This is a genomic window from Jejuia pallidilutea, assembly GCF_002973595.1.
GTDB lineage: Bacteria > Bacteroidota > Bacteroidia > Flavobacteriales > Flavobacteriaceae > Jejuia > Jejuia pallidilutea.
Map to the genome: position 1 here is coordinate 23,778 of NZ_PVEO01000005.1, position 19,687 is coordinate 43,464.

22 protein-coding genes are annotated in these 19,687 nt (G+C 32.6%); 11 read left to right on the top strand and 11 right to left on the bottom strand.

Going from position 1 to position 19,687, the window contains the following annotated elements; all coding sequences use genetic code 11:
- Positions 1-108: 108 nt before the first annotated feature.
- The 8 genes from CLV33_RS09250 to CLV33_RS09285 form a co-directional block, all read right to left on the bottom strand.
- Complete coding sequence (locus CLV33_RS09250; protein WP_105473895.1) at positions 109-999, bottom strand: tyrosine-type recombinase/integrase; 891 nt, start codon at positions 997-999, stop codon at positions 109-111.
- Between the two features lie 123 nt (positions 1,000-1,122).
- Positions 1,123-1,317, bottom strand: coding sequence for a 30S ribosomal protein S21 (gene rpsU / locus CLV33_RS09255; protein ID WP_042246441.1), 195 nt, complete (start codon positions 1,315-1,317; stop codon positions 1,123-1,125).
- Between the two features lie 83 nt (positions 1,318-1,400).
- Positions 1,401-2,567 (bottom strand): acyl-CoA dehydrogenase family protein, encoded by a 1,167-nt coding sequence (locus CLV33_RS09260; protein WP_105473670.1) that lies wholly within the window; start codon positions 2,565-2,567, stop codon positions 1,401-1,403.
- Positions 2,568-2,637: 70 nt separating this feature from the next.
- Positions 2,638-3,366, bottom strand: a complete 729-nt coding sequence (locus CLV33_RS09265) for a ComEA family DNA-binding protein (protein WP_244906412.1) — start codon at positions 3,364-3,366, stop codon at positions 2,638-2,640.
- Between the two features lie 153 nt (positions 3,367-3,519).
- The gene (locus tag CLV33_RS09270; RefSeq protein WP_105473672.1) at positions 3,520-5,142 is read right to left on the bottom strand and encodes an alanine/glycine:cation symporter family protein; all 1,623 of its coding nucleotides are present in this window, start codon (positions 5,140-5,142) and stop codon (positions 3,520-3,522) included.
- A gap of 99 nt (positions 5,143-5,241) precedes the next feature.
- Positions 5,242-6,276, bottom strand: a complete 1,035-nt coding sequence (locus CLV33_RS09275) for a potassium channel family protein (protein WP_042249321.1) — start codon at positions 6,274-6,276, stop codon at positions 5,242-5,244.
- 3 nt (positions 6,277-6,279) lie between these two features.
- Positions 6,280-6,507 (bottom strand): PspC domain-containing protein, encoded by a 228-nt coding sequence (locus tag CLV33_RS09280; RefSeq protein WP_042246454.1) that lies wholly within the window; start codon positions 6,505-6,507, stop codon positions 6,280-6,282.
- Between the two features lie 37 nt (positions 6,508-6,544).
- Positions 6,545-7,816, bottom strand: a complete 1,272-nt coding sequence (locus tag CLV33_RS09285; RefSeq protein ID WP_105473673.1) for a DUF2851 family protein — start codon at positions 7,814-7,816, stop codon at positions 6,545-6,547.
- 100 nt (positions 7,817-7,916) lie between these two features.
- Here CLV33_RS09285 and CLV33_RS09290 point away from each other — a divergent pair, with 100 nt between their 5' ends.
- From CLV33_RS09290 to CLV33_RS09310, 6 genes are all read left to right on the top strand, one after another.
- The gene (locus CLV33_RS09290; protein WP_105473674.1) at positions 7,917-8,462 is read left to right on the top strand and encodes an RNA polymerase sigma factor; all 546 of its coding nucleotides are present in this window, start codon (positions 7,917-7,919) and stop codon (positions 8,460-8,462) included.
- A gap of 52 nt (positions 8,463-8,514) precedes the next feature.
- Entirely contained in the window at positions 8,515-9,018 is a 504-nt protein-coding gene (locus CLV33_RS09295) for a hypothetical protein (RefSeq protein WP_105473675.1), read from the top strand.
- Positions 9,019-9,086: 68 nt separating this feature from the next.
- Positions 9,087-9,626, top strand: a complete 540-nt coding sequence (locus CLV33_RS17445) for a hypothetical protein (RefSeq protein WP_146109731.1) — start codon at positions 9,087-9,089, stop codon at positions 9,624-9,626.
- Between the two features lie 12 nt (positions 9,627-9,638).
- The gene (locus CLV33_RS09300; protein WP_105473676.1) at positions 9,639-10,538 is read left to right on the top strand and encodes a hypothetical protein; all 900 of its coding nucleotides are present in this window, start codon (positions 9,639-9,641) and stop codon (positions 10,536-10,538) included.
- A gap of 129 nt (positions 10,539-10,667) precedes the next feature.
- Complete coding sequence (locus tag CLV33_RS09305; RefSeq protein ID WP_105473677.1) at positions 10,668-11,063, top strand: DUF2721 domain-containing protein; 396 nt, start codon at positions 10,668-10,670, stop codon at positions 11,061-11,063.
- Positions 11,064-11,104: 41 nt separating this feature from the next.
- The gene (locus CLV33_RS09310) at positions 11,105-12,166 is read left to right on the top strand and encodes a tetratricopeptide repeat protein (protein ID WP_105473678.1); all 1,062 of its coding nucleotides are present in this window, start codon (positions 11,105-11,107) and stop codon (positions 12,164-12,166) included.
- 23 nt (positions 12,167-12,189) lie between these two features.
- Here CLV33_RS09310 and CLV33_RS09315 read toward each other — a convergent pair whose 3' ends face one another.
- Entirely contained in the window at positions 12,190-13,425 is a 1,236-nt protein-coding gene (locus tag CLV33_RS09315) for an ABC transporter permease (RefSeq protein ID WP_042246464.1), read from the bottom strand.
- A 10-nt stretch (positions 13,426-13,435) separates the two neighbouring features.
- Between CLV33_RS09315 and CLV33_RS09320 the strand changes: the two genes are divergently transcribed.
- A complete protein-coding gene (locus CLV33_RS09320; RefSeq protein WP_105473679.1) occupies positions 13,436-14,749 on the top strand; it encodes an exo-beta-N-acetylmuramidase NamZ family protein in 1,314 nt (437 codons plus the stop codon).
- A 303-nt stretch (positions 14,750-15,052) separates the two neighbouring features.
- On the opposite strand, the gene CLV33_RS09325 is transcribed toward CLV33_RS09320, so the two are convergent.
- Together CLV33_RS09325 and CLV33_RS09330 are read right to left on the bottom strand one after the other, a co-directional pair.
- Positions 15,053-15,889 (bottom strand): sterol desaturase family protein, encoded by an 837-nt coding sequence (locus CLV33_RS09325; RefSeq protein WP_105473680.1) that lies wholly within the window; start codon positions 15,887-15,889, stop codon positions 15,053-15,055.
- Between the two features lie 178 nt (positions 15,890-16,067).
- Positions 16,068-16,562: a YkgJ family cysteine cluster protein gene (locus CLV33_RS09330; protein WP_105473681.1), complete on the bottom strand. Its 495-nt coding sequence runs from the start codon at positions 16,560-16,562 to the stop codon at positions 16,068-16,070.
- 99 nt (positions 16,563-16,661) lie between these two features.
- On the opposite strand from CLV33_RS09330, the gene CLV33_RS09335 reads away from it, so the two are divergent.
- The 4 genes from CLV33_RS09335 to CLV33_RS09350 all read left to right on the top strand — a co-directional run bounded on the left by CLV33_RS09335 (position 16,662) and on the right by CLV33_RS09350 (position 19,604).
- Complete coding sequence (locus CLV33_RS09335; RefSeq protein WP_105473682.1) at positions 16,662-17,363, top strand: class I SAM-dependent methyltransferase; 702 nt, start codon at positions 16,662-16,664, stop codon at positions 17,361-17,363.
- 192 nt (positions 17,364-17,555) lie between these two features.
- A complete protein-coding gene (locus CLV33_RS09340; RefSeq protein WP_105473683.1) occupies positions 17,556-17,789 on the top strand; it encodes a hypothetical protein in 234 nt (77 codons plus the stop codon).
- Entirely contained in the window at positions 17,773-18,075 is a 303-nt protein-coding gene (locus tag CLV33_RS09345; protein ID WP_105473684.1) for a type II toxin-antitoxin system RelE/ParE family toxin, read from the top strand. The genes CLV33_RS09340 and CLV33_RS09345 overlap by 17 nt, the downstream gene beginning before the upstream one ends.
- Positions 18,076-18,431: 356 nt before the next feature.
- On the top strand, positions 18,432-19,604 hold the full coding sequence (locus CLV33_RS09350; protein WP_105473685.1) for an alpha/beta hydrolase-fold protein: 1,173 nt from the start codon (positions 18,432-18,434) through the stop codon (positions 19,602-19,604).
- The last annotated feature ends 83 nt before the right edge of the window (positions 19,605-19,687 follow it).

Sequence of the window (19,687 nt, forward strand, 5' to 3'; positions counted from 1 at the left end):
ATTAGGATAGACAAATTAGCCCTGAAAGAATATAGTTAAGAAAGTTTTAATTCTTTCCAGGCTTATTTCATACTATACTTATTTTGGTTAGACAATTACTTAAAGGTGCTACTTTTTACTCCTTGGATGCGCCTTTAAGTGTACTTTTTTAAGTTCTGCAATACTATTATGGGTGTAAACTTGTGTAGCTGCTAAACTTGTATGACCAAGAAGCTCTTTAACAGCATTTAAGTCTGCTCCCTGATTTAGCAAATGAGTCGCAAACGAATGCCTTAATATATGCGGACTCTTTTTTACTTTCGAAGAAGCCTGACTAAAATAATCATTTATAATTCTGTAAACAAGTGTTTCGTATATTTTAACGCCTTTTTTTGTTAAAAATAAATACTCTGAATCGTTTATCTCAGACAAACAACTTCGAGCATTTAAATAGTTTATTAATGTTTCCTTAACTGAATTTAATAACGGCACAATGCGCTCTTTATTTCTTTTACCTAGTACTTTTATAGTTTTTTTACTAAGATTAATTGCTGATAGTTTTATCTCGATAAGCTCTATTCTGCGGATACCTGTAGAATAAAACAATTCTATGATGAGTTTATCCCTTAGACCTTTAAAAGAATCATCAAAATCAAGTGCTAGTAAAGCTGTTTCAATTTCTTGTTGAGAAAAAGGCACCTGAACTTTCTTGCTCATTTTTAAAGCTTTGTGTTTTGCTAGCGGATTTTGCTGAAGATCTCCAACTTTAAACAAAAACTTATAGTATGTGTTTAAAGATGATATTTTTCTGTTGATGCTTCTGTTGCTAATACCTGCTTCAACCAAGCTTACAATCCATGTTCTTATTTGTGGGTAGTTAACATCTTTAATGGATTTAGAGCCGTATTCTTCTTTCACAAAATTTTGAAATGACTCTAAATCTGACCGATATGCTTTTACTGTAAGTTTAGAGTAGTTTTTCTCTAAAAGCAGGTAATCTGCAAAAGCGTTAAATAACATTGATGCGTAGGTTTTAAAGTTTTGAGCTGAATATACAATTAATATAGCTTTTAAACTCAAAATTATTGGGCAAAAAAAAAGTCCCGTTCTATACGGGACTTTTATAGTGTTGAAATGTAAATTTTATACATCTTCTGCATCTCTTAATTTCTGAATGTATTGCGCTTTTTGTATTTGCGCTCTACGTACAACAGATGGCTTGTTAAATTGCTTACGGCCTTGTAGTGCGCGTTTTCTTCCAGTTCTGTCAAACTTTCTTTTGTAACGCTTTAAAGCTCTATCTATATTTTCGCCTTCTTTTATTGGAATTATTAACATAGGTCTTAACCTCCTCTCTTTTAGAATTTTCAGGGTGCAAATATAAAAATATTTCTTAATTTTTATATTTAGAATTAAAAAATTTAAGTTGCAGGTTTGTACTCTTTTTTATCAATAATAATTTTAGATAAAATTTCGCGTAATATCTCAGAAGTACCTCCGCCTATTGGTCCTAGCCTACTATCTCTAAACATACGTGCCATTGGGTACTCTTCCATATAACCATAACCACCTAAAAACTGTAAACAGTTATAAATAACATCATCGGCCATTTTAGTAGATTTTAGTTTAGATATGGTAGCTTCCTTAACTACATATTCACCTTTGTTTAGTGCATTGGCTACGGTATAGTTGTAGTTTTTATTAATATCTAAATCGGCGTACAGCTCTACCATTTTGTGTCTTAAAGCCTGAAATTTATCTATTGTTTTTCCAAATGCAGTTCGTTCGCTCATGTATTGCCTAGCGTATTCTAGTGCAAATTCTGCACGCGCATGTGCGTTTATGCCCATTATTAAACGCTCTAATGCAAAATGCTGCATAATGTAATTAAAACCTTGGTTTTCCTTACCTAAAAGGTTGCTTTCTGGAATAACAACATTATCAAAAGCTATTTCGCCAGTATCAGATGCGTTCCATCCTAGTTTATGTAACTTGGTAGCCGATAACCCTTTTGAGGCTCTGTCTACAACAAATATGCTAATACCCTTATTACCAAGCTCAGGAGCTGTTTTTGCAGCTACTACTAAATAATCGCTATAAACACCATTAGTAATAAAGGTTTTAGATCCGTTAATAACGTATGAATCGCCTTTTTTAACAGCTGTGGTGCGCATACCTGCAACATCGCTGCCCCCAAAAGGTTCTGTAATACATAAACACCCTATTTTTTCCCCAGAAACACTAGGTGCTAGGTATTTTTCTTTAATGGCCTCGTCTCCCTCAGCGTTTAAATGGGTCATCGCTAAATACACATGTGCCCATACTGCTGCGGCAAAACCGCCTGAATTTATTTTTTGAAGTTCTTCTAATAAAACAACGGTGTAGAATAAATCTAAATCCAAGCCGCCATAAGCTTCTGGGTAGTTAATCCCTAAAAACCCCATTTCACCAAATTTTAACCAAACAGATTTATCTATTTCCCCAGATTTCTCCCAATCATCAATATGAGGCACTACCTCTTTTTTAAGAAAATCTTGTAAACTTTTTCTAAAGAGATTATGCTCTTCAGTAAAATACATACTCGTCATACATGCAATTTTTTGATAAACATTAAAACTTTGCTTGGTTTGCTTGGATAGGAAATTTTAATGCACTCTTTTATTGAATGTGCAAAGATAATTTAATTATATCTATTTTGCTTATTGGAAAGTCCTTAACTTTTAATAATTCGTTTAATGATGAAAAACCTTCGTGTAGCTTACGATACTCTACAATATTATGGGCTATTTCGTAATCTATATGTTTTATGGTAACCAAAGTATCTACTGTAGCGGTATTCAAATTAATTTTTGAAATTTTTCTTGGAGTTTTTACAGTAAAATGTTCTTGTATTTTTAAAATTATTTCTGGTGTTATTCCATACACCTCTTGCAGTTCTATATCAGCCAAAAACCCGCCTTTTAATGTTTCGCGATATGTTATTATACGTTTTGATAAGACGTTACCAATACCATTCACCTTTTGCAATTGTAAGGCAGTAGCTTTGTTTAAATCTGTTTTTTGAGAAAAGCTATTTGAAGTATTAACATAGGTACTTTTCATTTTGGTTTTGGGTTGTGTTACCCATTCTGGAAACTTAAAATAGGGTGATATTTGAGCCAGCAAACTATCTGAAACCCCTGTAACTTGTTGAAATTGTTTTGCTGAGTTTATCCATTTGTCCTGTTTTCTGTAATTGAGTAATCTATCAATTTCCTCACTGCTCATCCCTATAACAGAACCTTTATAATCTGTTATATAATTGGGGTTAAAAGGATACACTTTAGGTTTATTGGCTTCAATCTCAACTTGTCTTAAAGCGTCCATTTCTGCCTCATACTTTTGCAATTTACTATTGTTTATTGTAATATCTTCTGAAGAAAAATCGACAAAAAAATAAACACATTGAAGCACGATTATGATAAACAGCAATAAAAAAATCCCATTTCGTTGTTCTTTCGTGAATACAAAATGGGACTTCATATACTAAATTATTAATGTTTACATATGTTTTGTTAAATCCTCTGCTCCGTCATCTAAAGCTTCTTCCTTAACATTAATTGCATTCATATATTTTTTCAACTCCCTTTTTATTACTGGAGATAAAATAACAACACCAATAATATTTGGTACTACCATTGCAAAAATCATTGCATCTGAAAAATCTATAACAGCACCAAGGCTTATAGACGCGCCAACAATTACAAAAAAGAGGAATAATATTTTGTATACCAAATCTGATGTTTTTCCTTTTCCAAAAAGAAAAACCCAACCTTGCATACCGTAATAAGACCAAGATATCATAGTTGAAAACGCAAATAAAATTACAGCTATTGTTAATATAACCGAGAAATGAGGAATTACAGTATCAAAAGCTTGGGCTGTAATTTCAACACCTTCTTTTACTTCAACCCCATACTGCATAAAGGAACCATCAAAATTTGTTATTACAATTACCAAAGCAGTCATTGTACAAATTACTACAGTATCTACAAACGGCTCTAAAAGTGCCACAATACCTTCACTAGCAGGATATTTAGTACGTACAGCCGAATGCGCAATTGCTGCACTACCTACACCAGCCTCGTTAGAAAAAGCACCTCTTCTAATACCCTGTATCATAACTCCAACAAGCCCACCTGCAATGCCCAGTCCAGAAAATGCACCTTCATAAATTAAAGCAAAAGCATCGTCTATTAAAGTAAAATTAGCGCCTAAAATTATTAATGCAGCTAAAACATAGATACCTGCCATAAATGGCACAACTTTTTCTGTTACTTTGGCAATACGTTTTATTCCACCAATAATTACAATAGCTACCAAGGCCGCCATTACAATACCAAAATACAGTCCAGCATTTCCGCCCTCGAGTTCAAATAATTTTACAAATTGCGCAGCAGCTTGATTTGCTTGAAACATGTTACCACCACCAAAAGAACCACCTATTACAAAAATAGCAAAAATTACTGCTAAAACTTTACCTAAACCTTTAAGACCTTTTTCTTTAAAGCCCTTGGTAAGGTAATACATTGGACCTCCGTAAATTGTACCATCTTCCCCAACATCTCTATATTTTACACCTAGAGTACACTCGGCAAACTTAGAGGCCATACCTAGCAAACCAGCAAGTATCATCCAGAATGTTGCCCCAGGGCCACCTATAGAAAGAGCAACGGCAACACCCGCAATATTACCCAAACCAACGGTTGCAGACAAAGCAGCTGTTAAAGCTTGAAAATGCGATACTTCACCATGTGCACTATCGTCTCGTAAAGTTTCTATAATGTTTTCGTCTTCATTTGGTGTAGAGTCTCCGTATAATGTATCAGCTCCGTGTTTTTCAATATCTTCATATTTACCTTGTACAACGCGTATAGCTGTTCTAAATCCAGTAAAATTTATAAACTTAAAGTATATTGTAAAAAACAAAGCACCACCTACCAACACTATTAATACCCATGGAATTTGATATGTTTCTGAAAAAGGAATTTCGTAGAAAATAGCGTCTACAAACCATCCTGTATAATCTTTAAAAACCCTATCTATTTTTTCTGAAGTAGACTCTTGAGCAAAAGTTAAAAAAGGTGAAATTAATGTAAATAATGATAGAAGATATTTCTTCATAATTGATTTATTAGTTAGTCTTTATTGAAAAATACACATAAGAAGTTAGCAAGATGCTAAAAAAAAATCGTTTTTTAAAACATATTATGCTAAATGTGGTTATTCTTCCAGCTCTATATCGTAAACGGAATTTAGTTCCTCTATTTGTTCTGGTTTTCCTAAAACAATTATTTTTGAATTTGGCGCTAAGTGCAATTCGGCTTCGGGATTTACGGTATACTCTCCGTTTTCATCCTTATACCCTATAACCGAGCAACCTGTTTTTTTTCTTAGGTCTAAATCTTTAATGGTTCTACCTACTACTTTTTTGGTATTAAACAGCTTTTCTACAGCTACCTCTTCAATATTAATATTAGAGTTGCCTACAATAGAAAGATTATCTATAAACTCCATTAAACCAGGAACCACAACTAAAGAAGCCATATGATCTCCTCCTATTTTGTCGGGTAAAATTACATTGTTGGCACCTGCAAATTTTAATTTTTTATAAGACGATTCTTGGGAAGCCCTACTTATAATATTTATAGTAGGGTTAAGCTGTCTTGTAGAGAGCACCACGAATAAATTGTCTGCATCGCTTGGAAGTGCCGATATAAAACTTGAGGCTCTATCTACTCCTGCTTGCAACAAAATTTCATCTTCGTTTGCATTACCAATAACATATGGTACCTCATCGTGCTTTAAGCGTTCTTCTACATCTTTATTTTTCTCTATTACAACAAACGATTTATTATGTGCTTGTAACTTTCTAGCAGCTTGCTTACCGTTTCTACCATAGCCGCAAATAACAACATGGTCTTTAAAACCGTCTATCTTTTTTTGCATCTTTTTATGTTTTAACTCTTCAATATCATTTTTACTTAAAATATATTCTGTAATTATAGATAGGGCATAACCCACTATAATAATACTTGCCAATATTAAAAAAATGGTAAATATTTTAGATTGGTCGTCTAATGGCACTACTTCCCCAAAACCAACGGTGGTCATGGTTATAACAGTCATGTAGAGCGCATCTACCCAAGAATAGTTAGAAATAAACCTATACCCAAATACACCAATAACTACTATAAACGCTAATAAAATTAGTGCTGTGTATATTCTAGATCTAAAAAGTCTTACTATCGGGTTCATTTATTACAAGTCGAATACAGACGAACGTTTTGTATATACAATATCTTTAATGCGCATCCAGAATGCCAAAAATAAATACAAGGCAAAACCAAAGCCTACCGTAACAAAGGTTAAGTACATAAAAGAGGTTCGCACTACTTTTGCGCGAATACCCAACCTATCTGCTATTCGCTGGCACACATGGTATCCATGCTTTTGTAAATACAATAATATGCGGTAAAAAATATTCATAAGCGCAAGTTAACCTTTAGTTTATTCTTTTTAAAATTTAATGGTTTAAAAGTTTATTGCCAATTGCACATTGCAAACATTTATTTTTTATACAGTATTCTGTTTTTAATTGAATTAATGCTTGAGATTGCATTGCATTTTTTGATACATTTTTAAGCGAATTAAACTTATTTACAATACTATTTTTCTCTGTAGGCAATGCTTCAACCAAGTTTAAAATTTCGTCTTCTAAAGACTGCCCTTTATATTTAGCATAGCTAAACTTTAAAGGAATAATAGTATTGACGATTAACAAATTAACAAACGTTTTTGATATATTTTTTTTCGTAGCTTTTGATGCTTTTGAAAACGTATAATGTGTTTTCCAAAATTCTGAGGTTTCCACCATAAAGAGCGAATGTATTTCGTTTACTGTTGTTGCCCCTATTAGTTTTGAAAATAAGTTTTGATGCCCAAAATACACATTTGCCAATTGCGACAACCTAATAGTTGGAAAATTATTGGGGCGCAACCTAAAAAATGAAGGTGCCATAACCAAAGTATTATCGAGTTTAAACTTCTGTTTTAAAAAATAATATTCATTTTGAAGCGCTTTATGGTAAGGCTCTTCTACCTCAACATCCAACAATCCAGATTGTCCAAACAACAAAGCTTCAAGGCTCTCTAGTTTTGATTGCGATTTTCTAAGAATAGAAAAATCGAAGGAATTGGCAAGACTTAAAAATGCGTCGCCATTTACTTTAAGCCCAAAACTTTTAGCCAACATTTTAAACAATACCGCTTCCCAGTTGTTTTGGGACGCCTTTAGTAAGCTAAGAATTTCTGCAGATTTTCGTTCTAGCCGTTCAAAATATAAACGCTCTAACCAATTAATAATGGTAAAATCATCAATCGTGCTAAAATCGTTTTCACAATTAATCCAGTTTTGATTTGAGTTAAACAGCTTTTTGTAACTTTTTAAAGCAGCACTAGCTACGTAATTCTTAAGTTCTAAAGTTGGAATTATAGAGTTATTGTTTCTAAACACTTCAGAATCGTGCTCCCAAACCACATGAAGTATTACATTATCGTAAGCTTTATCTGTTTCATGATTATGCAAAAACCAATCTGAAGATTTTATATGAATCTCTACATTACCTGCCCAAAGTTGCTCGCCTATTTTAAGTTGCGCATTAAAAAAATCGGGGCCTGCATTAAAATTATGCTCTCCATTAGAAATAACGACAACGTGTTCCCCTTTAGAAGTTTTTAAATCTTGTTGATGAAACTTTTTGTGTTTCCAGATGTAATGTAGAAAATCTTCTTGCATTACACTAAACTAATAAAACCCAACAACATAAATGCTATTTTTTTATTTTAGAACAAACTATTGTACAAAAAGAAGGTCTAAGTTATAAAATCTTCTAATTATGAATCAAGAAGTAGAACTCATAAAAGATCTAAAAAATCCGAAGTTAAAAAATAAGGCATTTAAGGATTTACTTGATTTGTATCAAGAGCGCCTGTATTGGCATATTCGAAAAATAGTAATTACGCACGATAATACGAGCGATGTACTGCAAAACACATTTATAAAAATTTTTAAAGGCATAGATAAATTTAAAGAAAAAAGCACATTACATACTTGGATGTATAGAATAGCCTATAACGAATCGTTACGGTTTTTAGAGCAAAACAAGATTAAAAACTCGGTATCTATAGATGAGAACAATAACAGCTACATTAAAAACCTAACACAAGATAGTTTTTTTAACGGCAATGAAATACAATTAAGATTGAACAAGGCAATTTCTGAACTCACAAACAAACAAAAACGTGTTTTTCAAATGAAATATTTTGACGATTTAAGTTTTAAAGACATCTCTGATATTTTAAACATAAGTGAGAATACATTAAAATCATCTTACTACAGTGCAGTAAAAATTATTGAAAAGAAAATATTAGAACAGTGCTAAACAAACTATTTTAAGTATTTAAGATCAAAACAAAAAATAAGATTAAAAAACTATGAAAAATTCAAATCAACAAAATAAAGATATTTCTAAACTTCATAAAGAAAAACTTGGAATGGATATCCCAAACGATTTTTTTGCAAAGTCTAAACAAACTATTCTTAACAAGGTGATACAAGAAGAACAGCCTAGACAAACCATTTTTTGGTTAAGGCCAATGATTGCTTATCCTATTGCTGCCAGTATAGTTCTTGCTATTGCACTAACACTTTGGATGCAAAACAAAGACATTGATACTACAGAACAAATTACAAATACCGAAACCATTAAAACAATAAGCCCTGATATGCTTGATGGTGATTTTTTAACATCATCGTTACTAATTTCAGAATCTGAAATGGACACTTACCTTAACAGCTACCTTATTACTAATGTTGTAATTGAAGCCGAATTATCTCAACAAGAATTAGAGAATATTTTTATCAATTCTATTTTGATAGAAGATTCTTTAATAAACACCTACCTAAATAAAAGTTTAATTGAAAATATAGTGTTATAATTTCAAACTATTGTAAAATTTTAGGTTCTAAGTAATAGAACAGATTTAATAACATAAATTCATAAGTCATGAAAACAATATCATTAAAAAACGTAATCGCATTATTTAGTTTAATAATGCTTTTAACAACAGGAAGCACACTTTTTGCTCAAGAAGATGATTATACTCCCATTATGAATAAATTAACACTTCAACAAAAAGAAATGCTGCAAACGCAACGCCAATTAATGTTAAAAAACCGGGAACAACTTCGCGCTTCTTTAACAGAAGAACAGTTGGCCATCTTGCAAGACAAAACTCAAACTAAAGAACAAATAAGATTACGTTTGAGAAAATCATTCACAGATGCTCAAAAAGAAATGATTCAAACTCAAGAGCGCCAGTTACGTCAAGCTAGAGAACAGTTTAGAGAATCTTGTACTGAAGAACAACGACAAATGTTACAAGAACACATGAAACAAACAAGACAACAATCTGGCCAAGGAGAAATGAGAAATGGTGAAGGTTTTGGAGGAAATGGTAACAATGCTAGAAATGGCGATGGCACACGCACTGGAAACGGAAATAGAAACGGAAACGGTGGAGGAAACGGAAAAGGAGGTAGTTAAAATCTTATACAGATGAATACGCAACCCTTATTTAACAAACAAGTTTTAGTATTCTGGTTGCTGCTGTTTACAGCAGCAACCAATGCTAATTTACATGCACAAGAACCTAAAGAAGACGAGATAGATATGCTGCTTGACGAGCTTTTTTTTAACGACGAACAATTTATGAACGATATTTTAAATTCGTTTAACACCAATAATTTTATATATACAAACGTATCCTTTAACAGTAATACTTTTTTTACGGGTCGCGATTCTGGAATCGATCAATTTAATATGGTGCCACAAATATCGTATTACAGTGCTTCTGGGTTCAATATTAGCGTTTCTGGCATTTATTATGAAAACTTTAGCCCAAATTGGGATTTTACAAATGTTTCGGTAGGTTACTACAACACCTTAGGCCAAAAAAAATTATTTAATTATAACGTTGGATATACACGCTATTTTTATGCAAATGGATGGGATGTTTTTACAAACTCTATTAGTTTAAGTTTAGGTGTACGAAACAAAAAACGAACTTTAGGCACTAAACTAACAACGTCTTACTTGTTTGGAACCGATCAGTCATTTCAAATTGTATCTCGTAGCTATGCAAATTTAAACTTAAACCAAGGAAAGCACTACTCGCTTAAGTTAAGACCACAAATTAGCTTTGTTATAGCACAACAAACCATAGCGTTAGAGCAATTAAATACTCAAAACGAAATACCTACAATTGAGTATATTTATAATGATATTTTTGATTTATTAAACACACAAATTAACATACCGCTAACTTTAATAACAAAATCATGGGATTTTGAATTAGGCTATAATATTAATTTCCCTTCTCGTTTAGAAACAGAACCCGAATTAAAAACTACTGGCTTTGTTAATTTATCCATTGGCTATTTAATAGATTTTATTTAACCATTAAAATTTAAATAATCTATAACTATTACCTTATTAAAACTAAAATTCCATTTTAAATACATATTTTGAAGTAAGATATACTACTCAAACTCTTTAAAGTTCTCTAACTTTGAACAAATTTTTAAAATGGAACAACTTACCCTTACCACACCTGCCCTATTATTTTCGGCCATATCCTTAATAATGCTAGCCTATACTAATAGATTTTTGGCATATGCAGCCACTATTAGAAGCTTACACGACAAATACATACAGAATAAAGACTCCGTTTTAATTGCTCAAATAGAAAACATAAAAAAACGCTTGTATTTAACCCGCGCTATGCAAATATTAGGTATTTCTAGTTTATTACTTTGCGTGCTTACCATGTTTTTAGTTTATATAGAACAGCAAACCGTTGCCGTTTGGGTGTTTGGAGTTGCACTTTTGCTGCTTATAGCGTCTTTAGCTTTTTTAATTTTAGAAATACAAATCTCGGTAAAAGCCCTAGAACATCATATTAGTGATATTGAGGGGAAATAACACTTAATGTATTTCGTTTAAACAGTAAAACTTTCTTATTAATGGGGAAAAAAAAATTATTAATTATTGTATTTATAACAAGCCTTAATTTGTATTGCCAAAACTTAATAAATACCAAATGGCTTAAAATTTATGAAGAACGAAAAGATGGTAGCGTTATACACTACAGAGGCAGTAAACCTATTGCTGGTGAATATTATTTTAAATCGATAGATAAGGTATCTGTTAATTCAATAACACCAGATGCAAATTACAAAATTGATAAATCTGAATTAACCATTGGCAATCAATTATTTACTATTGAAAAATTAACTGACACTGAATTAATAATTTGCGAAAAAGCCGAAATTAACACACCTGACGATAAAGTTAATAGGCTCTATTTAGTTAAGTCTGAAAAATTGGTAGATTATTTAATAAAAAACGAACTACTTTTCTTTATAAACGACAGTACCATTATTGCTAAAAAGTATTTAGCACCAAGATTAAAAAATAAAAAAGACCTTAGTTATGTTATTACAAAATCGTTAAAAGGCCAAAAATTTGTAACTGGAAAACAACAAAAGTTTAATAGCGGTTTTCTAATGGGACATTTTCGCATTAATACTTTTGGAAAAATAGATAGCATTCAAATAACTAAAAATTCAAAAATTTATAAAACTATAGAGAACAAATTCGTTAACAAATTAAAAAAATTAGAATTTTTACCTGTTGAAATTGAAAAAAAGTACAATCAAATTATAAATTTTAGTGCTCTTTTTAACGAGTTTAGTGGTGTCCACGGAGTTAGTATTACCACCAATACTACCGTAACACCAATGAATAAAAAACATAATCTATCAATTAGTGAAAAAAGAAAATCTGAAAATTATTTTCTAGATGGTAATCTTGAATTTACCAAAAAAAAATATGCGAAAGCTATAGAAAATTTTAACAAAGCGATTGAAATCGATTCTTTACTTTTCGATGCTTATTATAATCGAGCTTACGCTAACTTAATTATGAACAATATTGAAGATGCATGTAAGGATTGGGAATATTTAAAGGATAAACAGCAAAAAGAAGGCAATCGTTTATTCAATCTAAAATGTAAAGAAAACTAATTATAATATAAGTCTATAAAAACCTATTCAAACCGAATTGCCTTAACCGGTGAAATCTTGGTAATAATATAAGAAGGCACCAAAAGCATTAATAAACAAAGTATTAGCGTACCAACGTTAAGTGCTAAAATATAGCTCCAATTAATATAAACAGGAGCTTCGGTAACATAATACACATCAGGATTCATTTCTAAAACCTTAAACTGCTTTTGTACAAAAAGAAAGCACAACCCTAAAACGTTACCCCAAAACAAGCCTAATACAATTAAGTAAGAGGCGTTGTATAAAAACAATTTCCTAATGCTCCAATTAGAACTTCCCAAGGCTTTTAAAATACCAATCATTTGGGTGCGCTCCAGTATTAACACCAAAAGTGCCGTAATCATGTTTATACCTGCTACCAAAATCATTATACCGATTATGCCATAAATATTTTTATCAAAAATCTTTACCCATTCTATAATGGAATAAAACTTTTCGTTAATGGTAGATGTGTTTAATGTAGAAGGTGTGTTTTGAAATATTTCTACGCCCATACGCTCAATATCGTCGTAATCTTCAATAAACACCTCAAAGTTACCAATTTGGTCGTCGTCCCAATTATTTATACGCTGAATATGTCTTAGATTACCAATTAAATACGTAGCATCGAAATCTTGAAATCCCGAATTATAAATCCCTACTATTTTAAAACTAATAATGTTTGGTGGTTTTTCGGTATCGTCTTTTAAGAAATACATTTGAAATGTATCGCCCAGTTGAAATCCCAACCTATCTGCCAAATAATTAGAGATTAATACCTCTTCACTCCATTTTTTATCAAAATTTGGCACACGTCCTTCAACTAAAAACTCATTAAAATAGCGCCAATCGTAATCGTTACCAACACCTTTAAAAACTGCGCCTTCAAAATCGGTTTCCGTTCTAATAACACCAAATTTAGTAGCAACTGCCTGTATATGCTTTACACCTTTAACTGTATTAAATTCTGGATAAAACTCTTGCGTTTTAGAAATAGGCACCACACTTTCCTGCGATGCATTACTATCGTAGTTTGTAATGGTTACGTGCCCATTAAACGCTACTACTTTTTCACGAATTTTTTCCTGCAAGCCAATGCCGGTAGCAATAGCAATCATCATTACTACCATACCAATGGCAATAGCAGCAATACCAATTTTTATTATTGGTGCCGAAATACTACTTTTATACGCTTTACTGCCTATAATGCGTTTTGCTATAAAATACTCGTAATTCAAAAGATGCTTTATGCGATTTAATATTTTCAAAAATACTGTTTTCCCCATAATTATTGGGTTTGTTTTGGTAATGATTTCTTGTGGAAATGTTAAGACTACAGAAAACGGAAATGCTTTAACCAATAAAGGAAAACAGGAAATAGAAGTTAAAAAAAACAAAAACAGCCTTAGTGACGCTCTAGATGATACAACAGTTGTTGTTGGCGCAAATAGAACCGCACTGTATTTACCATTATTGAAGGATAAACGCGTTGGTGTTGTAGCGAACCAGACTTCTGTAATTTTTAAAGAGATTGCTTTGTTGATTAATACGCCTCGCAATGATTCTAGCACTCATTTAGTGGATTCACTTTTAAAATTGAAAGTAAACATAAAAAAAGTTTTTGCACCAGAACACGGTTTTAGAGGAAAAGCCGATGCTGGCGCACAAATTGCCGATGGTATTGATACCAAAACAAAACTTCCCATAATTTCCCTTCATGGAAAACATAGAAAACCAACACCTGAGCATTTACAAGACTTAGATGTTGTGGTGTTTGATATACAGGATGTTGGCGTTCGCTTCTATACTTATATTTCTACGCTTCATAATATTATGGAGGCCTGTGCCGAAGCAGGAATTCCTGTTTTAATATTGGACAGACCCAACCCTAACGGTCACTATATTGATGGGCCTACCTTAAAAATTGAACACCAAAGTTTTTTAGGCATGCACCCCATTCCTTTGGTTCATGGTATGACAATTGGCGAATATGCAAAAATGATAAATGGAGAACAATGGTTAGCCAATAAATTACAATGCGATATTACGGTAATACCTGTTAAAAATTACACACATAATACGTTTTACAGCTTACCTATAAGGCCTTCGCCAAATTTACCAAACGACCAAGCAATTATGCTATATCCAAGCTTGGGGCTTTTTGAGGGTACAAATATAAATGCTGGCAGGGGTACAGAATTTCAGTTTCAAAGGTATGGCGCTCCGTTTTTAAATAAAGACACTATGCGCTTTACATATACTCCTGTTGCTAATTTTGGAGCTAAATACCCAAAGCATTTAAATGAATTATGTTTTGGTGAAGATTTAAAAAACGAAACGCTAAATGGCGTTATGACGTTAAAATGGATTATTAAAGCGTACAAAAACGCAACAGACACATCGAAATTTTTTAATACTGCAAATTTCACCAAACATGCTGGAACAGAAGTGTTACAACAGCAAATTGAAGCAGGTTTATCTGAAGCTGAAATTAAAGCGACATGGCAAGATAATTTAGAGGCTTTTAAAAAGGTACGAGCGCAGTATTTATTATACGAATAGTGTTTTTTTTAGAATAGTTCTCTATACAATTTCGATAAAAAATAGAAACCACTCGAACTGACATGAAAACATATTGGGATAAAAACCATGTTTGCAGACCGATGCGTTAGGGATTGCAGCGGCATCCTTTTTAAAGTTTTTTTACAAATTCGCCGTCATTACGAGGAGTTACGACGACGTAATATGCTTCGATTAAGGAAATTGCTTTACTGCGTTTGCAATGACGTTAGCGCAATGACGCTTTAAAAAGATATAGCGGAAAGCCCGACCCGACCTTAGGAGGGGAACGCCCAAATTAAAATATTATCTGTCGTGATGCATGGTAGGTTTATCATATTTCTGAAATGGCTGTTTTAACAACTCACCAATATTGCCGTTCTTTTTTTTATCTGGAAATACATCAACTCCATAGATGATTTTATCTGGATCTAATGTCATAAACGTACCACACAGCCTATCCCAAACCGAAAAAATATTTCCATAGTTAGAGTCGGTATAAGGCAACCTGTAGTGGTGGTGCACTTTATGCATGTCTGGAGATACAATAAAATAGCTTAAAATAGCATCAACCCGTTTTGGCAACCTAATATTGGCATGGTTAAATTGTGTAGCCACAACAGATAGAGATTGGTACAACATAACTAAAGCTATTGGTGTACCTATTACAAAAACCCCTACCAAAGTAAATACATAGCGTATAATACTCTCTAACGGATGGTGCCTATTTGCGGTTGTTGTATCTACGTTGTGATCGGTATGGTGCACCAAATGCACCATCCAAAGAGGTTTTACCTTATGCTCTACGTAATGTGGCAAGTAGGCCCCAATAAAATCCATAAGCAAAAGCCCTACAATAGCATAAAGCCAAAGTGGCATTTCTGGTAACCAATTTAAAATACCAAAGTTATGTACCATTACCCAATCTGAAGATTTTAGAAGTAAGAATGCTAAGGGTAAATTTACCAAGATTGTAGTAATAGTAAAAAAAATATTAGGAACAGCGTGTTTCCATTTTTTATAAGGCTTGCCAAATAAAGGCATAATGCCTTCTAGCAGCCAAAAAAAAGTTAATCCGCCAACTATAATAAGTGCGCGATGGTGGGATGGAATGGTTTCAAAATAGTTTAATACGGCTTCCAAGGTTTTTTTTCTAAATATAATAAATAAAAAAAAATTGAAAAACTACTTTATAACCTGCAATTTGGCTCTTTTAAAACAAGCTTCCGCAATTTTTATTTTGCAGAAGGGAAAAGGTATAGAAATTTAAAACTCAATTTTAATATTACACTAAATTGTAGATTATTACTGCAATGCAAAATTAAACTTTAATGCGTTTTTTCATTTCTTCAACAATATTAAAAGCGGCAGGACAAATAGCCACGTTTTTTAAGGTTAAGTTTGAAATTTGCTGAAACTTTTTTCTATCGGTGTGTGGAAACTCTCTACATGCTTTGGGGCGTACATCGTAAATAGAACAATAATTATCGGCGCCTAAAAACACACAAGGCACACTCTGCAATACATAATCGTTATCCTCATCAATTCGCAAATACTGCTCAATAAATTGTTGTGGTTTTAGTTTAAAGGATTTGGCAATACGTTCTATATCTTTATCTGTAAATAATGGGCCTGTAGTTTTGCAACAATTGGCACACTCTAAACAATCGGTACGCTTAAACTCTTCCTCATGCAGCTCCTGCATCACATAGTCTAGATTTTTAGGAGGTTTCTTTTTAAGTTTTGCAAAGAATTTTTTATTGTCGTTATACTTATCTTTGGCGAGCTTTGAAAGATTATTAATAATGTCTTGCATGGTGTAAAAATACCAATTTTTAGTTATTACAACTGAAGTAATTTGGTAAACAAAAAGAGGAGATTGCCACGTCCTTCGTCCTCGCAATGACGCAGAATTATGAAAGACCTTTTTGGACAAGCCTTATTAGATTACCATAATGGAAATTACACCGAAGATATTATAACTTCTACAAGTATTTCTGGTGAAGATATTTTGCCCCTCCCTTATCTATTTCGAGACTTTAATGAAATGCCAAATCTAGAACAAAAGGCTCTAAAATTGGCAAAAGGAAATGTTTTAGACGTTGGTTGTGGTTCTGGAAGCCATAGCCTGTATCTCCAAAAAAACGGACTTGATGTTAAAGGTATAGATATTTCTAAAGGAGCTATTGATGTTGCCAGAAAACGTGGTGTTTTGAATGTTAAAGTTTTGAATCTTCTAGAAGAAACCGAAACCTTTGATACCATTTTATTAATGATGAACGGTACAGGAATATTTCAAGAATTAGTTCAGGTTTCTAAATATTTGAAACATTTAAAAGGCTTACTTAAACCTAACGGACAAGTTTTAATTGATTCTTCTGATATAAAATATATGTATGAAGATGATGATGGTGGTTTTTGGATTGATACCAATGCTAATTATTACGGTGAACTCGATTATTTTTTAAGTTATAAAGGTGAAAAGGAAACACCTATGAAATGGTTGTATCTAGATTTTAAAACTTTAAAGTTGGCTTGCGAAACCGTAGGCTTAAAATGCGACCCGATTTTAGAAGGTGAGCATTATGATTATTTAGCGTGCTTAAGGCAGAAATAGTCAGTTATTTCTACGCGAACAGGAACCTTAGGAAAACTGCATGTTCAACTTGATATTGTAAAAATTTTCATCTACCTTCGCTTAACGACGGATGTAAGTCATTAAAACGATGCATATCCTCGGAACATAGGGCAACAGTTAAAATTACACTCAAAAATTGAATGTTTAGATTTAATTTGTAAATTTGATATTATGGGCTTAAGTTTAGAAAATAAAAAAATAGAATTAATTCAATGGTTATCAACTTTGAATGATAGTTCTCTGATTGACAAACTAATGAAATTAAGAGAAAAAGAGAAAAACGATTGGTGGAATGAAATTTCCGCAAGCGAAAAAGAGTCTATTGAGAAAGGAATTCAAGATGCAGATAACGGAAAATTGACTTCTCACTCAAACGTGAAAGGAATTTATGAAAAGTGGTTATAAAATTCTGTGGACTGACCACGCAATATCTGAACTAAAAGAAACTATTGAATATCTTGAGAACAAATGGACTGAAACAGAATTAAGAACATTCTCTGCAAAATTAGACCATACAATTGAACTGATTTCAAAATCACCCAAAATTTTCCCAATATCATTCGAGAAAAAAAATATTAGAAAAGCTGTAGTCGAAAAACACAATAATCTTTATTACAGAATAAATAAAAATTCCATTGAGATTGTTTCTTTGTTTTCAAACAGAAAGAATCCGAATAAGAAAAAACTATAAAAACCGTAGCCTGACACCGTATATAAAAATTGCTATTTCTAGCTTAACCAATGTGAGTTGTTTTGCTTGCTTGCATCTGATTTTCCTTCGGAAAATCTTCTGACACAAGCACGCACTTTTCATACACGAAACCGTAGGCTTAAAATGCGACCCGATTTTAGAAGGTGAGCATTATGATTATTTAGCGTGCTTAAGGCAGAAATAGTCAGTTATTTCTACGCGAACAGGAACCTTAGGAAAACTGCATGTTCAACTTGATATTGTAAAAATTTTCATCTACCTTCGCTTAACGACGGATGTAAGTCATTAAAACGACGCATATCCTCGGAACATTACCAATCATACATATCATCAGAATGAATAAAAATATTATTGCAGTACTATTTTTACTAATTGGAATTAATCAAGTAAAATCACAAGATGTCGAACAGATAACAATCGGCACAAAACATGTACTTTATTCCAATATTTTGGATGAAGATAGAGAATACTGGGTGAATCTTCCTGAATCTTACCTCAAGACAGAAGCATCCTACAAGAAGTATCCTATTCTTATCATACTTGATGGAAATGTACATTTTAAGACTGTAACAGGCATGGTAAACTATATGAGTTCCGATTCATACAGAAGCTGGAAAATTCCAGAGATGATTGTGGTCGGCATTAAAAATATTGATAGAAGACGAGACTACACACCTGACAAAGTTGTTACGGTAAGAGAGAATAATACAGGTGGAGGAGAAGCTTTTCTAAGCTTTTTGGAAGATGAACTTATTCCCGAATTGGATAAAAAGTATAGAACAGAGCCTTATCGAATTCTTTTTGGACATTCTTTAGGTGGATTACTAGCTGTTCATGCCTACATGAAAGATGAGACTCTTTTCAATGCATTCATTGCCGTTGACCCAAGCTTTGGCATGTGGGACGAAGAAACCATGGATAGAAAATTAGAAGCCGTGACTGAGCAATCATTTGAAAAATTCATCTACATAGCCACTGCAAATTGGGGCAAAAGAAATATCAGAAATCGTGACCGTCATGTTAGGTTATACGAGGCATTAAATAGTAAATGTGAAGGTGAGTTTCCCGCACAATTGGAATACTTTGAAAATGAAAACCACGGTTCTGTTCCTCCAATAGCTTTTTATAATGGAATTTCAAGCATTTTTAAAGACTATGGGGTTTCCCACCGAGATGTGGAAAGCAAAGAGCAACTAACTCAACATTTCAAGTCTCTTTCTCAGCGACTATCTTGGAATTTTAGTCCACCAGAATCTCTTGTTAACCGAATAGGTTATAGAATGTTACGAAGTAGAAACGAAAATGAAAAATCTAAAGCCCTGACTTTCTTTATCTTAAATACAGAAAACTTCCCAAGTTCATTTAATGCTTTTGATAGCTTAGGAGAAACTTATGAATCTCTGGGAGATAACAAAAAAGCAATCGAAAATTATAAAAAGTCACTTGAGCTAAATCCTAATAATGAACATGCCAAAATGAAGATAGAAAGCTTAGGCAATAACGAATAAATACGATTGGTAACAATGTATAAAAAATAATAGCCAAGACAGTATGAATTAATAGTCTTTAGCACTAACAAACATTCTTGCAA

Bases quoted from the DNA above. Each gene is read 5' to 3' on its own strand.
- CLV33_RS09250 (WP_105473895.1), bottom strand. From the start codon at position 999: ATGTTATTTAACGCTTTTGCAGATTACCTGCTTTTAGAGAAAAACTAC.
- rpsU (WP_042246441.1), bottom strand. From the start codon at position 1,317: ATGTTAATAATTCCAATAAAAGAAGGCGAAAATATAGATAGAGCTTTA.
- CLV33_RS09260 (WP_105473670.1), bottom strand. From the start codon at position 2,567: ATGACGAGTATGTATTTTACTGAAGAGCATAATCTCTTTAGAAAAAGT.
- CLV33_RS09270 (WP_105473672.1), bottom strand. From the start codon at position 5,142: ATGAAGAAATATCTTCTATCATTATTTACATTAATTTCACCTTTTTTA.
- CLV33_RS09275 (WP_042249321.1), bottom strand. From the start codon at position 6,276: ATGAACCCGATAGTAAGACTTTTTAGATCTAGAATATACACAGCACTA.
- CLV33_RS09280 (WP_042246454.1), bottom strand. From the start codon at position 6,507: ATGAATATTTTTTACCGCATATTATTGTATTTACAAAAGCATGGATAC.
- CLV33_RS09285 (WP_105473673.1), bottom strand. From the start codon at position 7,816: ATGCAAGAAGATTTTCTACATTACATCTGGAAACACAAAAAGTTTCAT.
- CLV33_RS09290 (WP_105473674.1), top strand. From the start codon at position 7,917: ATGAATCAAGAAGTAGAACTCATAAAAGATCTAAAAAATCCGAAGTTA.
- CLV33_RS09295 (WP_105473675.1), top strand. From the start codon at position 8,515: ATGAAAAATTCAAATCAACAAAATAAAGATATTTCTAAACTTCATAAA.
- CLV33_RS17445 (WP_146109731.1), top strand. From the start codon at position 9,087: ATGAAAACAATATCATTAAAAAACGTAATCGCATTATTTAGTTTAATA.
- CLV33_RS09300 (WP_105473676.1), top strand. From the start codon at position 9,639: ATGAATACGCAACCCTTATTTAACAAACAAGTTTTAGTATTCTGGTTG.
- CLV33_RS09305 (WP_105473677.1), top strand. From the start codon at position 10,668: ATGGAACAACTTACCCTTACCACACCTGCCCTATTATTTTCGGCCATA.
- CLV33_RS09310 (WP_105473678.1), top strand. From the start codon at position 11,105: ATGGGGAAAAAAAAATTATTAATTATTGTATTTATAACAAGCCTTAAT.
- CLV33_RS09320 (WP_105473679.1), top strand. From the start codon at position 13,436: ATGCGATTTAATATTTTCAAAAATACTGTTTTCCCCATAATTATTGGG.
- CLV33_RS09330 (WP_105473681.1), bottom strand. From the start codon at position 16,562: ATGCAAGACATTATTAATAATCTTTCAAAGCTCGCCAAAGATAAGTAT.
- CLV33_RS09335 (WP_105473682.1), top strand. From the start codon at position 16,662: ATGAAAGACCTTTTTGGACAAGCCTTATTAGATTACCATAATGGAAAT.
- CLV33_RS09340 (WP_105473683.1), top strand. From the start codon at position 17,556: ATGGGCTTAAGTTTAGAAAATAAAAAAATAGAATTAATTCAATGGTTA.
- CLV33_RS09345 (WP_105473684.1), top strand. From the start codon at position 17,773: ATGAAAAGTGGTTATAAAATTCTGTGGACTGACCACGCAATATCTGAA.
- CLV33_RS09350 (WP_105473685.1), top strand. From the start codon at position 18,432: ATGAATAAAAATATTATTGCAGTACTATTTTTACTAATTGGAATTAAT.